This is a genomic window from Sporosarcina sp. OR05, from assembly GCF_041414805.1.
GTDB classification, from domain to species: Bacteria; Bacillota; Bacilli; order Bacillales_A; family Planococcaceae; genus Sporosarcina; species Sporosarcina saromensis.
Genome location: NZ_JANKJL010000001.1, coordinates 252,906 through 265,913 on the forward strand (window position 1 = coordinate 252,906; position 13,008 = coordinate 265,913).

At 42.2% G+C, this 13,008-nt stretch carries 19 protein-coding genes; 14 read left to right on the forward strand and 5 right to left on the reverse strand.

Annotated features, from left to right (window positions below; all coding sequences use genetic code 11):
- The first annotated feature begins 111 nt into the window (after positions 1-111).
- Genes NRI27_RS01125 through NRI27_RS01140 form a run of 4 tightly spaced genes read left to right on the forward strand, consistent with a single transcriptional unit; the run spans position 112 to position 2,909 of the window.
- Positions 112-501, forward strand: a complete 390-nt coding sequence (locus NRI27_RS01125; protein ID WP_371389213.1) for a UPF0738 family protein — start codon at positions 112-114, stop codon at positions 499-501.
- A gap of 18 nt (positions 502-519) precedes the next feature.
- On the forward strand, positions 520-1,176 hold the full coding sequence (gene yjbM, locus NRI27_RS01130) for a GTP diphosphokinase (protein ID WP_371389214.1): 657 nt from the start codon (positions 520-522) through the stop codon (positions 1,174-1,176).
- Between the two features lie 16 nt (positions 1,177-1,192).
- On the forward strand, positions 1,193-1,993 hold the full coding sequence (locus NRI27_RS01135; protein ID WP_317942557.1) for an NAD kinase: 801 nt from the start codon (positions 1,193-1,195) through the stop codon (positions 1,991-1,993).
- On the forward strand, positions 1,965-2,909 hold the full coding sequence (locus NRI27_RS01140) for an RluA family pseudouridine synthase (protein ID WP_371389215.1): 945 nt from the start codon (positions 1,965-1,967) through the stop codon (positions 2,907-2,909). Before NRI27_RS01135 ends, NRI27_RS01140 begins: the two co-directional genes overlap by 29 nt.
- Here NRI27_RS01140 and prpE read toward each other — a convergent pair.
- The gene (prpE, locus tag NRI27_RS01145; protein ID WP_371389216.1) at positions 2,890-3,633 is read right to left on the reverse strand and encodes a bis(5'-nucleosyl)-tetraphosphatase PrpE; all 744 of its coding nucleotides are present in this window, start codon (positions 3,631-3,633) and stop codon (positions 2,890-2,892) included. The two genes, NRI27_RS01140 and prpE, sit on opposite strands and share 20 nt — an antisense overlap.
- Positions 3,634-3,724: 91 nt before the next feature.
- Between prpE and mgtE the strand changes: the two genes are divergently transcribed.
- Positions 3,725-5,098 (forward strand): magnesium transporter, encoded by a 1,374-nt coding sequence (gene mgtE, locus NRI27_RS01150; RefSeq protein ID WP_317942622.1) that lies wholly within the window; start codon positions 3,725-3,727, stop codon positions 5,096-5,098.
- A gap of 168 nt (positions 5,099-5,266) precedes the next feature.
- Positions 5,267-5,551: a hypothetical protein gene (locus tag NRI27_RS01155; protein ID WP_371389217.1), complete on the forward strand. Its 285-nt coding sequence runs from the start codon at positions 5,267-5,269 to the stop codon at positions 5,549-5,551.
- Positions 5,552-5,700: 149 nt separating this feature from the next.
- Here NRI27_RS01155 and NRI27_RS01160 read toward each other — a convergent pair whose 3' ends face one another.
- Positions 5,701-6,258, reverse strand: a complete 558-nt coding sequence (locus NRI27_RS01160; protein WP_317942561.1) for a CotY/CotZ family spore coat protein — start codon at positions 6,256-6,258, stop codon at positions 5,701-5,703.
- 122 nt (positions 6,259-6,380) lie between these two features.
- On the opposite strand from NRI27_RS01160, the gene NRI27_RS01165 reads away from it, so the two are divergent.
- From NRI27_RS01165 to NRI27_RS01195, 7 genes are all read left to right on the forward strand, one after another.
- Positions 6,381-6,779 (forward strand): hypothetical protein, encoded by a 399-nt coding sequence (locus NRI27_RS01165; protein ID WP_371389218.1) that lies wholly within the window; start codon positions 6,381-6,383, stop codon positions 6,777-6,779.
- Entirely contained in the window at positions 6,779-7,234 is a 456-nt protein-coding gene (spoVAC, locus tag NRI27_RS01170; RefSeq protein ID WP_317942563.1) for a stage V sporulation protein AC, read from the forward strand. The genes NRI27_RS01165 and spoVAC overlap by 1 nt, the downstream gene beginning before the upstream one ends.
- Positions 7,228-8,226 (forward strand): stage V sporulation protein AD, encoded by a 999-nt coding sequence (locus NRI27_RS01175; RefSeq protein ID WP_371389219.1) that lies wholly within the window; start codon positions 7,228-7,230, stop codon positions 8,224-8,226. The genes spoVAC and NRI27_RS01175 overlap by 7 nt, the downstream gene beginning before the upstream one ends.
- A 9-nt stretch (positions 8,227-8,235) precedes the next feature.
- Positions 8,236-8,598 carry a stage V sporulation protein AE gene (gene spoVAE / locus NRI27_RS01180; protein ID WP_317942565.1) on the forward strand — a complete coding sequence of 121 codons (363 nt, stop codon included), beginning with the start codon at positions 8,236-8,238 and terminating at the stop codon, positions 8,596-8,598.
- Positions 8,599-8,672: 74 nt separating this feature from the next.
- The gene (locus NRI27_RS01185; RefSeq protein WP_317942566.1) at positions 8,673-8,807 is read left to right on the forward strand and encodes a YjcZ family sporulation protein; all 135 of its coding nucleotides are present in this window, start codon (positions 8,673-8,675) and stop codon (positions 8,805-8,807) included.
- Between the two features lie 17 nt (positions 8,808-8,824).
- Positions 8,825-9,076, forward strand: a complete 252-nt coding sequence (locus NRI27_RS01190; RefSeq protein WP_317942567.1) for a stage VI sporulation protein F — start codon at positions 8,825-8,827, stop codon at positions 9,074-9,076.
- A gap of 915 nt (positions 9,077-9,991) precedes the next feature.
- Positions 9,992-10,300 (forward strand): hypothetical protein, encoded by a 309-nt coding sequence (locus NRI27_RS01195; protein WP_371389220.1) that lies wholly within the window; start codon positions 9,992-9,994, stop codon positions 10,298-10,300.
- A gap of 97 nt (positions 10,301-10,397) precedes the next feature.
- Here the strand turns inward: NRI27_RS01195 and NRI27_RS01200 are convergent, their stop codons facing one another.
- The 3 genes from NRI27_RS01200 to NRI27_RS01210 form a co-directional block, all read right to left on the reverse strand.
- Positions 10,398-10,829 (reverse strand): GNAT family N-acetyltransferase, encoded by a 432-nt coding sequence (locus NRI27_RS01200; protein ID WP_317942569.1) that lies wholly within the window; start codon positions 10,827-10,829, stop codon positions 10,398-10,400.
- A gap of 2 nt (positions 10,830-10,831) precedes the next feature.
- The gene (locus tag NRI27_RS01205; RefSeq protein WP_317942570.1) at positions 10,832-11,347 is read right to left on the reverse strand and encodes a YjcG family protein; all 516 of its coding nucleotides are present in this window, start codon (positions 11,345-11,347) and stop codon (positions 10,832-10,834) included.
- 86 nt (positions 11,348-11,433) lie between these two features.
- The gene (locus NRI27_RS01210) at positions 11,434-12,159 is read right to left on the reverse strand and encodes an alpha/beta hydrolase (protein ID WP_371389221.1); all 726 of its coding nucleotides are present in this window, start codon (positions 12,157-12,159) and stop codon (positions 11,434-11,436) included.
- A gap of 203 nt (positions 12,160-12,362) precedes the next feature.
- Here NRI27_RS01210 and NRI27_RS01215 point away from each other — a divergent pair, with 203 nt between their 5' ends.
- Positions 12,363-12,932, forward strand: coding sequence for a phosphatidylglycerophosphatase A family protein (locus tag NRI27_RS01215; protein ID WP_317942572.1), 570 nt, complete (start codon positions 12,363-12,365; stop codon positions 12,930-12,932).
- Positions 12,933-13,008: the final 76 nt, after the last annotated feature.

Genomic DNA, 13,008 nt, shown 5'->3' on the forward strand with positions numbered 1-13,008 from the left:
TTAACTCTCATTTAAGTATAACAAGTTCCTTCTAAAAACGCATGTTACAGACTGCATGAGTGCGTTTCATATGGTAGACTGAACGTATGATTAGTGAAAGGAAGAAGTCTGATGCGAATTCAAAACCGTATAAAAGAAGGACAAAAAGTAGGAAATGACATGCACTTCATATTAGAAGCAAACGAAAGTCATTCCATTGGCACACCTGCACAAAAAATGATTACCGACTCAGATGAAACAGCATTCGTTTATTTAATGGATGCAGATGAAGGCTACGCTTACATACACTTTCCGAGGGAGACATGGTCATCTATGTTGCAAGCATTGGATGGGGGTGCAGATCCTTACCTCGTCTGGAAGGATGAATCTATCCCTTTGAAGGGCTTTATCGAGGAGCTAACGATGCTTTTATACAATATTGAGGGGAACGACAATTATGGAGAGGCATTCACAACTGCAGTTGAGCAGGAGTTCGAGGCTTTCCTTCAACGTGTGAACTAACAGTCGGGAGGGCTAGTGATGAGGGAATGGAAACAATTTCTTGAGCCTTATAAGCAGGCAGTTGCAGAACTGAAAGTGAAACTAAAAGGATTACGGGCACAATACGAACTGGAAGGTGTTCATATGCCTGTCGAATTTGTGACAGGCCGTGTAAAGCCTCTTGCAAGCATATATGATAAAACACTGGAAAAAAGAATCCCATTCAAACCATCTGCTGAATTGGCAGAAGAGTTGCCAGACATAGCCGGTTTGCGTATCATGTGCCAATTTGTAGATGATATCGGAAAGGTTGTCACAACTTTACGTAAACGTACTGATCTTCGAGTGATCGAAGAAAGGGATTATATCTCCAATAAAAAACCGAGCGGCTATCGATCGTTCCACATAATCATTGAGTACCCTGTCCAAACGATTCATGGAGAGAAGACGATTCTTGCTGAGATTCAAATACGAACGCTTGCGATGAATTTTTGGGCTTCCATTGAGCATTCTCTGAATTACAAATACCAAGGTGAATTGCCAGATGAAATCCGTCATCGTTTGGAACGAGCTGCTGAAGCGGCTTTCAGATTGGATGAAGAAATGTCGTTAATACGGGATGAAATCCACGAAGCGCAACAATATTTTAGTGCATATAAGGAAACCGATGATCGTGATTATGGTGAGAACAAATGAAAGGAGCGTATGAGCGATGAAATTTGCGATTCAAAGCCGAAATGATGCCTTGTCTAATCGTTTGAAAGATGAAGCGGTCGACTATTTGACAGATTTCGGACTTGTTTTTGATGAAACGGAACCGGAAATTGTCCTTTCAATTGGTGGCGATGGTACATTATTGCATGCATTCCACAAACATATCCATCGTTTACAAGAGACTGCTTTTATCGGTATCCATACTGGACATTTAGGGTTTTATGCAGATTGGAAACCGGAAGAAATGGAAAAACTAGTGCTGTCAATTGCAAGGAAAGAATATAACGTCATCGAGTATCCTTTGCTTGAAGTGACGATCAATTACCGTCAAACAGAGAAAGCTACAACGTATTTGGCGCTCAATGAATCGACCGTGAAATCTCCTGAAGTGACGCTTGTAATGGACGTTGAACTGAACGGTGTGCACTTTGAAAGATTCCGTGGCGACGGACTTTGTATGTCGACTCCGTCAGGTTCAACAGCGTATAATAAGGCACTCGGTGGCGCAATAATCCATCCATCATTACCAGCTATCCAATTGACTGAGATGGCGTCGATTAATAATCGTGTGTTTAGAACAGTTGGGTCGCCTCTCATTTTGCCTGCCCATCATCGTTGTGTGTTGACACCTGTAAAAGGACCAGATTTCATGGTGACGATCGATCATTTGCAACTGTTGCATAAAGACGTTAAGTCGATTGAATACAAAGTTGCATCCGAAAAGGTACGATTTGGCCGGTTCAGACCATTCCCGTTTTGGACGAGAGTACATGATTCATTCATTTCCAGCGATGAATAATAATCCGTTCACCTTACAGTTCAGTGTCAAAGAAGACCACATACAATTGCGGGACTTCCTCCAGCGTCAAGGGATCTCCAAGCGAACATTGACAGCGGTGAAGTATGACGGTGGCAAGCTCCTCGTCAATGGCAATGAACAAACGGTTAGATATGCGCTTGTAGAAGGTGATACGGTAACGATTTGCTTCCCGATAGAACAGCCGAGTGAAGGGTTAACGCCGGAATCTGGACCGTTATCGATCGTGTACGAAGATGAAGCAATCGTCATCATCGATAAACCTGCGGGGCAAGGGACAATTCCATCGAGAGATCAATCCAGTGGAACAATCGCGAATGTTGTAGCAGGGAAATTCGCAGATGAGCGTGTCCCGTCTACCGTCCATGTTGTAACAAGGTTGGACAGAGATACATCTGGCCTCCTTTGCATCGCTAAAAATCGTCATATTCATCATTTGTTAAACGAACAAATGAGAATGACGGGTTTTTATCGTCAGTACATTGCTTTCGTTGAAGGTTGGGTGGCTTGGAATGAGCAAATGATTGAACAGCCCATTGGACGAAAAGATGGTAGCATTATTGAACGGATTGTAAGGGAGGATGGACAATACGCCAGAACGGACGCCAAAGTCTTTGGCCGTTTTGAATGTCTTGGCAGCCAATATACTGGCGTATCGCTTGTACTGCATACAGGGCGCACACATCAAATCCGTGTCCACATGCAATGGCTTGGCCATCCACTCGTTGGTGATGATTTATATGGTGGTACTCGCTCATTGTTGAACAGGCAAGCATTGCATTGTGCTTCCATTGGATTCCGCCATCCGTTAACAGGTGAACAACTGTCATTCACAAGTGGCATGCCTGTCGATATGAAAATGTTGAACGAGCATTTGATTACGCATCAAAAGATGTGAATTTTTCTGGAATGAATGGTTGCAAGGAAGGTACTGAAACAATCTCCATTTCTGGATAGCGTACTGCTGTTAACTTTCCACCAAACACACACCCGGTATCGATGTTTACTGTTCGCTGGACAAATCGGGCATCGAGGACGGGTGTGTGTCCATAAACAATCCAAGGTGTTCCTACGTAAGATTTTGCCCAATCCCTTCTGACAGGCCGTCCATCTGGATGTGTTTTACCTGTAATATCGCCGTACAGAACAAAAGTCTCCACTTTTTTCGAAAATGGTTCGCCTATCATATTTTCACGAATGCCCGCATGTGCGATAATGAGTTTCCCATCGTCAAGTGACACATACAAGGGTAGTGCTTCATAAAAGCGACGATATCGTTCGTAAAATTGTATTTTTTCACTTGGGGGTAGGGCCTCCAATTCAGCGACAGTCGTTTCAAGTCCATGTGTTTGCTGAACCTTATTCCCTTTAGCCAGACGATAGAATTTATTGCAATGATTGCCAGGAGAGTAAAGTAAGAGACCGTGATCTTGCATGTTGAATAGGAAAAGAAGTGTTTGGTAACTGTTTGGACCACGATCCATAGCATCACCGACAAATGCAAGACGTCTTCCATCCTTATGTACAGGAAGACCCGCCTCCATTGAATAACCAAGCTTTTCAATCAGTAGGAGCAATTCGTCATAACAGCCGTGAATATCGCCTATAATATCAAATTTCAATCGTATCACTCCTTGAATGTAAGGTTCTTATTCATTATCATACCAATAGAGTATAGAAACATGCATGTCGGAATGGAAGGAAGGTGTAGCCATGAGTATAAATGAAGATGTACGCGATGAAAGAGTCATCGATGAAGAAAAACTGATTGCTTCTTTGGAACAACAAGACATCAAATCATTTCGGGAAGAATATTTGATGCTTCACCCGTATGACCGGGCAGTTTTCTATGAAAAAGTGGATACCAACTATCGTAAAAGGATGTATTATTTCCTTTCGCCAAAAGAGTTGGCAGAGATTTTTGAGACGAGCGAAATCGATGAAGAAGAGTATAAAGAGTTCCTTCAGGAGATGGACACGACGTATGCTGCAGACATGATTTCCTATATGTTCGTTGACAACGCGGTAGATGTCCTGAAAGAGCTAGATAAATCGCACATCGCCAGTTATTTGACATTAATGAACAAAGAAGCGGCTACACAGATCAAGTCCCTTCTCCATTATGAAGAATACACGGCTGGTTCAATCATGACGACTGAATATGTGTCGGTTCCACAAAATTCAACTGTGCGATCCGCTATGACGATTTTGCGTAATGAAGCACCATCCGCTGAAACCATCTATTACGTATTCGTTGTAGATGAAGATAATCACCTTACAGGTGTCGTATCTTTACGTGACTTGATCATTACAGACGAAGATACATTAATCAAAAACATTATGAATGAACGGGTTGTCAGTGTACTCGTGTCTGCCGATCAAGAAGATGTTGCTCGGACGACACAGGACTACAACTTACTGGCAGTACCTGTCGTCGACTTCCAACAACATATGCTCGGGATTATTACCGTTGACGATATTATCGACGTCATTGATGAAGAAGCGTCAGATGACTACTCCAAACTCGCGGCCGTTTCCAATATGGATTCTTTCGACAAAACGTCCATATCAGCTGCAAAGAAAAGAATACCGTGGTTAATCATCCTACTCGTACTTGGAATGCTTACGGCCAATCTAATTGATCTTTTCACAGATACGATTTCACAAGTTGCAATACTTGCTGCTTTCATCCCACTCATTGCCGGAACTGCCGGGAATAGTGGAACGCAGGCATTAGCCGTTGCAGTCCGTGGGATTGCGACACGAGATGTTGAAGAGGAAAGTAAGTTTAAATTGCTTTTAAGGGAAGCAGGAACCGGGTTAATTACGGGGCTTGTCTGTGCAATTTTTGTCATCGGACTCATTTTCATTTGGAAACATGAATTCATCATTGCTTTATTAGTCGGTGCAGCGATCTTGGTTTCGATTTTCGTTGCAACCATTTCTGGCTCATTCATTCCATTGTTTATGCACAAAATGAAAATCGACCCTGCAGTTGCTTCAGGACCTTTTATTACAACGTTGAATGATGTCATCAGCATTATCATTTACTTAGGATTAGCAACAGTTTTCATAAGTAGTTTATAAAAACGAAAAAGAACTTCATCCAACATAGGCGCATATACTACGGAAAAAGGGGGAGTTATCATATCCACGAATGCTCCGTTATTATTTGTGCAAGGGCCACCTGTCTATGTAAAAGTGAAAGTCCTGGAAGAAGAAAGCACTTCCGTCTTTTTTATGAATGAGGAAGAAGTGAAAGAAACGATTGAAATCCAACCGTCGATGACACAAGCAGGAGATACAGACGAAGGAAACATAAGTATTCTCAATAAAATCAATTACTTAAGTGGACCGTTTCAAAAACAGGCGTATCAACCATTACAATTTGTAGTCGAAGGCCAAAAGGTGAAAGGGGACATCCAACGAGTACAAGGGAATGTTCTTTGGATTGAAACCGATCAAGATGTAAAAGAAATTGAAATTGAAAAGATTGAGGATATTTTGTGGAGAGGTCAATCGTTCAATACGAAAATTTAACATGTACAGAGGGAGCTTCTAAATGTAGAAGCTCCTTATTTGCGTATACTAAAATAAACAAGGCTGAAGGTATTAGGTTATTCAATCCTATTAGAAAAAGCCTGATCAGGTAAACTGATCAGGCAATATAAGCACCACAGGCATTGCGATTAGTCTTCGTCACAATCAATAAATACGTCTTTCACACATTGAATGCCACAGAAGCATTTCAAGTCTACAGTGACACACGTTCCAGTCGCTGTGAATCTTTCCACTTCACATACTGCGTCAAGATCCAACTTTCCGTGTTTAAATAAGTCAACTTTTCTACCTCTAGCGTCGCGAGGTTCAAGAACTTGTAATGTAGCACAGCAGTTATCAAAAATCTTTTGCACTCTGAAGAAGATTGAGAAACATGTAGCACACTCTCTACGACCTTGTTCGGAGGTCGTTGTGTCTTCTGTTTCAGCGAACCTTCTATTTCTCTTGAACAATGCTTTGAATGGATTACCTTTTTCATCCAACAACATGAAAACACGTGTATTTGCACGTTGTCTTGTAGGACTTACAAGGCTACCGAGCGGAGTCAGGAAACAGTCAGTTTTGCAATCGTCGCAGTCGAAATCATCTCTGATATCCTGCACGCGCTTAATGGCACGGACCACTTCACAAATACAACTGTCGTGGTGCCGTACATTTCCGACGTCATCATTTCTTCCACATCCCATTCATTCCACCTCCTTTTCTCAACTCCTTATACTTTATGCACCTGTTCATGTAGGGCTAGGGCAAACATCACGACTATGCATAAAAACAAATGCACAGTCCATACTGTTAAAAAAAGGGGCTGATGACGATTCGTCAACTACTACCCATTCTGTGTCTCGTGTTATTGTTGTCCGGGTGTATACCGAATGAATTTAGAGTTGAGAACGGGACGGAAGAAAATTCAAGTACAGCTGAACAAGTAATTAAAGACGAGTCCCGTGTGAAAGGAGCTGCTGTCCTTTTTCATGAAGATCATTTACTTGTCGGCATCCGCGTCAAAACATTTTCCAGGTTCAATAAGCGGAAAATTGCCTCGGCAATAGAAAAGGAATTGCAGGAAAAGTATCCGGAGTTGTCTGTTTTCGTGTCAGCAGATAGTAAGATCTTGACAGAAACGACGAAACTAATTCTGAATAAAGAGCAAATTGATGTACTCGAAGAAATCCACGAACTTATTGCCTTAGCGGAGGAACAGACATAATGGACAAGCAGAAGTACGCAAAAATCGAGCAAAGTATTACACCGAAGAAACCTCTATTGAAAAATTGTATTAAAGCATTCTTAACAGGTGGTTTTATCTGTCTAATCGCCCAATTCATTGCTGTTTTTTATATGCTATTTTTTAATTTCACTGAGCGGACAGCAAGCAATCCGACAGTCGCAACAATGATTTTCATTTCAATGCTATTGACAGGATTCGGTGTTTATAAAAAAATTGGACAGTTTGGTGGAGCGGGTGGGGCTGTTCCGATAACAGGTTTCGGAAATGCCGTCGTTTCAGCGGCAATTGAACACAAGTCTGAAGGGTTCGTACTCGGCGTTGGCGGAAACATGTTTAAATTGGCTGGTTCAGTCATTCTATTCGGCGTGTTCTCGGCATTTTTAGTTGCACTTGTTAAAACGATACTCGTGAAGTTAGGAGTCGTTTCATGGTGAAAGGCTTGCTGACATTCTCTTCAAAACCTTCCATTGTAGCGACAGGTGTAACAGCCGGTCCACTTGAAAAGAAAAGTCCATTTTCTCATCAATTTGACAAAATGTACGAAGATGAACGTTGTGAGATGAAAACGAATGAACAAGGCCATGCAAAGTTAGTCGAAGATGCTTGTATGATTGCACTAAGTAAACTTGAGAAAGTGCCGAGCCAAGCCGATTATTTATTAATTGGTGATTTAGTGAATCAAATGACACCATCAAATTTCGGGGCGACCACGCTTGGTATTCCATATATCGGGTTATTCTCAGCATGTGCAACTTCTGTTTCTTCATTACTAATGGGTGCACTTTTAACGGAAGCTGGTATGTCAAAACTTGCAATCGCCGGTTCTGCTAGTCAACATAACGCGATTGAAAGGCAATTCCGTTATCCGATTGAATATGGAGCACAAAAGGCGGATACCGCACAATGGACCGTTACTGCAGCGGGTATGGCCGCCGTCACTCCACATGAAAATGGTTTTCCTTCTATTGAATGTGGAACAATTGGCAAAGCAATTGATATGGGCATGACCGACCCTTTGAATATGGGAGCCGCAATGGCGCCGGCAGCTGCAGACACATTAAAGCGCCATTTTGATGGACATCAAACTTCTTCCACAGATTATGATTTGATCATGACAGGGGATTTAGGAAAGAATGGATTTGCGATCTTTCAAAAACTTGCTGGCAATCAAGGAATTACGAAGTTCGATAATTTCAGTGATGCAGGCATGGAGTTTTATGGAAATAATCCTGATTTTATGTCAGGAGCCAGTGGTGCAGGGTGTTCGGCTGCTGTTTATTTATCCGAGGTTTATAACAAGCTCGTGAAAAAAGAGTATAAGCGTGTGTTGCTCATAGCGACAGGTGCGTTATTGTCCCCATTGACCTTCCAGCAAGGCGATACGATTCCTTGTGTTGCACATGCAGTCGAAATAACGATGAAATGAGTGGTTCATTTGTTTTCAATTTATATAACTGCGTTCATAGTAGGTGGACTCATTTGCGTCATTGGTCAAATCATGTTTGATGTATTCAAGATGACTCCGGCACATACGCTATGCACATTAGTCGTAATTGGCTCCGTTTTAGACGGTTTTGGCTTATACGAGCCGCTTATTGACTTTGCCGGCACCGGTGCAACCATTCCCATTACTTCTTTTGGGAATGCATTAACACATGGGGCATTAGAGGAAGCTGAAAAACATGGACTAATTGGTGTGTTAACAGGGATGTTCGAAGTGACGAGCTCTGGAATCAGTTCTGCCATCCTATTCGCGTTCATCGCATCCTTCATTTTCAAACCAAAAGGCAATGTCTAAAATAATCTGTGCGAACGCCCCCTCTTTCTCTCCACTATCTGCATACGATAGATGGAAGGGAAGGAGGGATTTTTATGTACGGTGGATGCAATCCTTACGGCTACGGAGGATATGGCGGTTACGGAAAAGGCTCATACGGCGGTTCCACATTCGTTCTAATTGTAGTTCTCTTCATCTTGCTGATCATTGTGGGAGCGACCTTTTGCTAAGGGGGAGGATAGACAATATGAATGATTCTTTTTTCAAGAAGATTGAATCCAAAACGGGTGTGCCAATGGAAGAGGTATTCGCACTAGCGAACGCAATCCAACACGCAAACTTCAACGACGAACGGCAAGTCCGTAAAATCGTTCAGAAGGTAGGAAAACTCGCAAAGAAAAACGTCCCCCAACACATGGAAGACGAACTCGTCAAATCAATCGTCAAAAACGGCAGTTCCGTCAACATCAACGACATCCAAAAAATGATGGGGAACTAATCAAAAGCGGAAGGCGTCGTCTAGCCCCGACAGGCACTGGAAGACATGAAGTAAAGGCGTCCTTTGCCTTTAGCTTCATGTCTGAAGTGACCCGAGGGGCTGACGCCTGCAGCTGGATGTAACCAAAAGCGAAGAAAGGCGTTTAGCTCCGACAGGCACTGGAAGAAATGAAATAAAGGCGCTCTTTGCCTTTACTTTCATTTCTGAAGTGACCCGAGGGGCTGACGCCTGTAGCTGGATGTAACCAAAAGCGAAGAAAGGCGTTTAGCCGCGACAGGCGCTGGTCGACTAAGTGCGCCACGTCCTGTGGCAACGTCGACACTAGTACGTCGTGTACGTCGGAAGGCTAAGGACAATGGTGCGCTCTTTGCACCATTTCCATAGCCTGAAGCGACCCGAGCGGCTGCCTTTCGTAGCTGGATGTAACCAAAAGCGGAAGGCGTCGTTTAGCCCCGACATGCGCTGGTCGACTAAGTACGCCACGTCCTGTGGCAACGTCGACACTAGTACATCGTGTCCGTCGGAGGTCTTGAAATAAAGGCGCCCTTTGCCTTTATCTCAAGACCGAAGCGACTCGAGGGGCTGACGCCTGCAGCTGGATGTAACCTAAAGCGAAGAAAGGCGTTTAGCTCCGACAGGCACTGGTCGACTAAGTGCGCCACGTCCTGTGGCAACGTCGACACTAGTACGTCGTGTACGTCGGAAGGCTAAGGACAATGGTGAGCTCTTTGCACCATTTCCATAGACTGAAGTGACCCGAGGAGCTGCCTTTCGTCCGTAAAAAAACAGAGAGCGAGCCTCTCTGTTTTTTTACTTTTTACTTTATCTACAGTAAATTAATTCTTTATTCAAAAAATGTTTCATAGTGTAGAGAACGGGGAATAAGAAGTAAAACGTTTGAAAAGAGGTGTGGGTATGGGTTACATTTTACCATTTCAACCAATTCAATCTGAAATGTATGCGAATCGCATGAATGCCGGGCGGACTAATTTTGCTTATATTAATCGAGTCGAAAAAGTGAAGCTGGATCCAGAACAGTTAGGAAAGTTCAATGATACGTTATTGCAAGAACAGGAGAGGTTAATGGACGAGAATGAAAATCCGTCTTCAGCAAGTAATCACCCTCCTGCAATGAAAGGATTTATTTACCCAGACCCGACAAACTTGTCTCCCGAAATTGCCTATGTTGTTGGGAAAGGTCTTGCGGTGAATGCATATGTGTAAATGACCGCAGAAAATAATGACTTAGCTGCACAGATGATGAAAAAGAGAGCAGATTTGAAAACCGGCCACCCGGTTATCAAATCTGCTCTTTTCTGTACTAGTTAATTTCTTTCTCCATTGCCCGATGTGGGATATCAGCATCCATGAATTCTGGAGATGTGACGACATACCCAAGTTTCTCATAGAATGGCACTGCATAAGATTGCGCATTAAGCACAATTTTCGTCATGTTTTCAGAACGCGCGTACTTCTCGAGTTCTTCCATGATCAAAGAACCTAAGTGTTTTCCGCGAAATTCTTGTAAAATACAAACACGCTCCACTTTTGCAATCCCTTTGTTAATTTCACGAATACGACCTGCTCCAATCGGATTCTCATCAATGTATACAATAAAATGATTGGCTGTCTGATCATATTCATCTATTTCTAATGTAATAGGAACACCTTGTTCATCCACGAAAACTTTTTTACGCACATAAAAAGCATCATCCCGCTCTCTATCTGAGCGGGCAATTTTAACATCTATCAATTTCAGTTTTCCTCGTCAAGACGAAACGTTTCGTATACAGTCCACGATCCATCTTCAAGTTGATAGAGAAGGTGAATGCGGTCAATAATTTCCGTATGGTCAACTCCAACCATCTTCAATTGGCCGATAATATCGTCATGTTCACCTGAACTGAGCTTTTGTGCAATTGTAATATGTGGAACAAAAGAATATTCCGGTGCATTACCGAAGAAATCTTCGTTTAGGTCTTTGTGGAGTGCAAGTAACTCATCATTCTCTGTCACTTTAAAGAAAATGGTATTGGTAATAGGAGCGAATGTGCTCACTTTTGAAACGTTCAGTTCAAATGGTTTGTTTTTATTCGCAACTTCACGGATTGCTTTTGCAACATGTTCTATTTCTTTATCATCTGCTTCGAAAACGCCTTTGACTGTCATGTGTGGCGTAATTAGCGCATAATGTGGGTCATACCGTTTTCGATACCCATTTGCTACGTCTTGAAGTTTCTTGGATGGGAATGCTACGATACCATATTTCATACTAAATGACCTCCTCTTGGAATGTTTAAAACATACATCATATTGCTAATTATAGCAGAATGTATAACAATTTGTCCTCATTGACATCATTCATCTTGAAATGAATGCTGAATTGAACGACGAACATCCTTTTGCCAATGCTTCCACGTATGGTCTCCATCGAACTCTTCATAGAAGTACGAAAACCCTTTTTTCTTAATAAGGGTGTTCAATTGTTGATTCGGTGTAAGGAAATCTTGAACTCCATCCTCTGTTGTCTTCACTTCTGTTTCGTCTTTTCCGATGACATGGTATATGGAAAATGTAGACACATCCTTGTGTGCTTCGACTTTTTCCAATACACTATCATTTACAAATGGAGAATGAAGAATTACTTTCCCAAAGCAATTCGGATATTTTAAAGCGGTCAGCAAAGAAATAGTTGCTGCCAGTGAATCTCCTATTAAGCCTCTCCCCGCCCCAATTTGATACGTCGGATAGTGTTCATCGATATAAGGAACCAGTTCATGCGCTAAAAAACGAATATAATTTTCGTGTCGATCCCCGTCCGGGTGATACATTCTCCGCCGTTCGGATACACTTTTATAAGGAATGCCAACAACAATCATATTCCCAATTTCGCCATCATGAACGAGCTCATCCACCACACGGCCGATCCTTCCGTATTGAAAATAGTCTTTTCCGTCTGAAGCAAACAACACGGAGTATTTATATAGTGGAGAGTATTGTTGTGGTAAATGAATGAGCAGTTGCATGTCCTCATTCAGCGCATTGCTATAAAAATTCACTTCTTCAATTTTGCCGTATTTCATTGTCGGTTCCCTCCTAGTTGAGTGTGTACGAAGATTGTACCATAAGGGAGTGAACAGGTATAATGCTTGGACAGGCTATACACCTTTTGTATGGGCAACGAGTTGAATGAAGTGGACGGTACGTTAGAATGAACGTACAATGTAAAGATTTTTGTCATACTATAGTTGATAAATCGAAAGATCATCGAAGGAGGAATTACGTTATGTTTACTGGTAAAAATATTGTCCATTCCGATGTCGTTACAACAGCAACAAAAGAAGCATTGTTCCGAAGAGGCGTGACATTAGAAGACATCGCTAAAATTGTTTATGAAATGCAAGTCCCTTATCATGAGGGATTGGAATTGGATGAATGTGTGGACTCGGTAGAGCGCGTGTTAAGGAAACGTGAACTGCAACATGCAATTCTTGTGGGCATTGAACTCGATGAATTAGCCGAACAGGGAAAACTTTCAGCTCCATTGCAACAAATTGTTGTTTCAGATGAAGGACTGTTCGGAGTGGATGAAACGATTGCTTTAGGAGCCGTTTTTACATATGGTTCCATCGCTGTAACGACATTCGGCCATTTGGATAAAAACAAAATCGGCATTATAAATGATCTAGACACCAAAAAAGGGAACGGTGTTCATACATTTTTAGATGACTTAATTGCGAGTGTCGCATCGTGTGCAGCATCTCGACTTGCACACCGTAAACGTGATTTAGACGAAGCAGGCATAACATACTTGGAAGCGAATGCGCAAAAAGACAAACCTTCGCCGAATGAGTGAGAAACGGAAAGAAGAAGTAGGCAGTAATGATACTTCTTCTTTTTTTAGTCATAATGAAATCGGTTGCAAATTACTG

Excerpts from the sequence above, each read along its gene's own strand:
- NRI27_RS01135 (WP_317942557.1), top strand. The coding sequence starts at position 1,193 with ATGAAATTTGCGATTCAAAGCCGAAATGATGCCTTGTCTAATCGTTTG.
- NRI27_RS01215 (WP_317942572.1), top strand. The coding sequence starts at position 12,363 with ATGTTTACTGGTAAAAATATTGTCCATTCCGATGTCGTTACAACAGCA.
- NRI27_RS01185 (WP_317942566.1), top strand. The coding sequence starts at position 8,673 with ATGTACGGTGGATGCAATCCTTACGGCTACGGAGGATATGGCGGTTAC.
- yjbM (WP_371389214.1), top strand. The coding sequence starts at position 520 with ATGAGGGAATGGAAACAATTTCTTGAGCCTTATAAGCAGGCAGTTGCA.
- NRI27_RS01175 (WP_371389219.1), top strand. The coding sequence starts at position 7,228 with ATGGTGAAAGGCTTGCTGACATTCTCTTCAAAACCTTCCATTGTAGCG.
- mgtE (WP_317942622.1), top strand. The coding sequence starts at position 3,725 with ATGAGTATAAATGAAGATGTACGCGATGAAAGAGTCATCGATGAAGAA.
- NRI27_RS01205 (WP_317942570.1), bottom strand. The coding sequence starts at position 11,347 with ATGAAATATGGTATCGTAGCATTCCCATCCAAGAAACTTCAAGACGTA.
- spoVAC (WP_317942563.1), top strand. The coding sequence starts at position 6,779 with ATGGACAAGCAGAAGTACGCAAAAATCGAGCAAAGTATTACACCGAAG.
- NRI27_RS01210 (WP_371389221.1), bottom strand. The coding sequence starts at position 12,159 with ATGAAATACGGCAAAATTGAAGAAGTGAATTTTTATAGCAATGCGCTG.
- NRI27_RS01125 (WP_371389213.1), top strand. The coding sequence starts at position 112 with ATGCGAATTCAAAACCGTATAAAAGAAGGACAAAAAGTAGGAAATGAC.
- NRI27_RS01140 (WP_371389215.1), top strand. The coding sequence starts at position 1,965 with ATGATTCATTCATTTCCAGCGATGAATAATAATCCGTTCACCTTACAG.
- NRI27_RS01195 (WP_371389220.1), top strand. The coding sequence starts at position 9,992 with ATGGGTTACATTTTACCATTTCAACCAATTCAATCTGAAATGTATGCG.
- NRI27_RS01160 (WP_317942561.1), bottom strand. The coding sequence starts at position 6,258 with ATGGGATGTGGAAGAAATGATGACGTCGGAAATGTACGGCACCACGAC.
- NRI27_RS01165 (WP_371389218.1), top strand. The coding sequence starts at position 6,381 with ATGACGATTCGTCAACTACTACCCATTCTGTGTCTCGTGTTATTGTTG.
- NRI27_RS01190 (WP_317942567.1), top strand. The coding sequence starts at position 8,825 with ATGAATGATTCTTTTTTCAAGAAGATTGAATCCAAAACGGGTGTGCCA.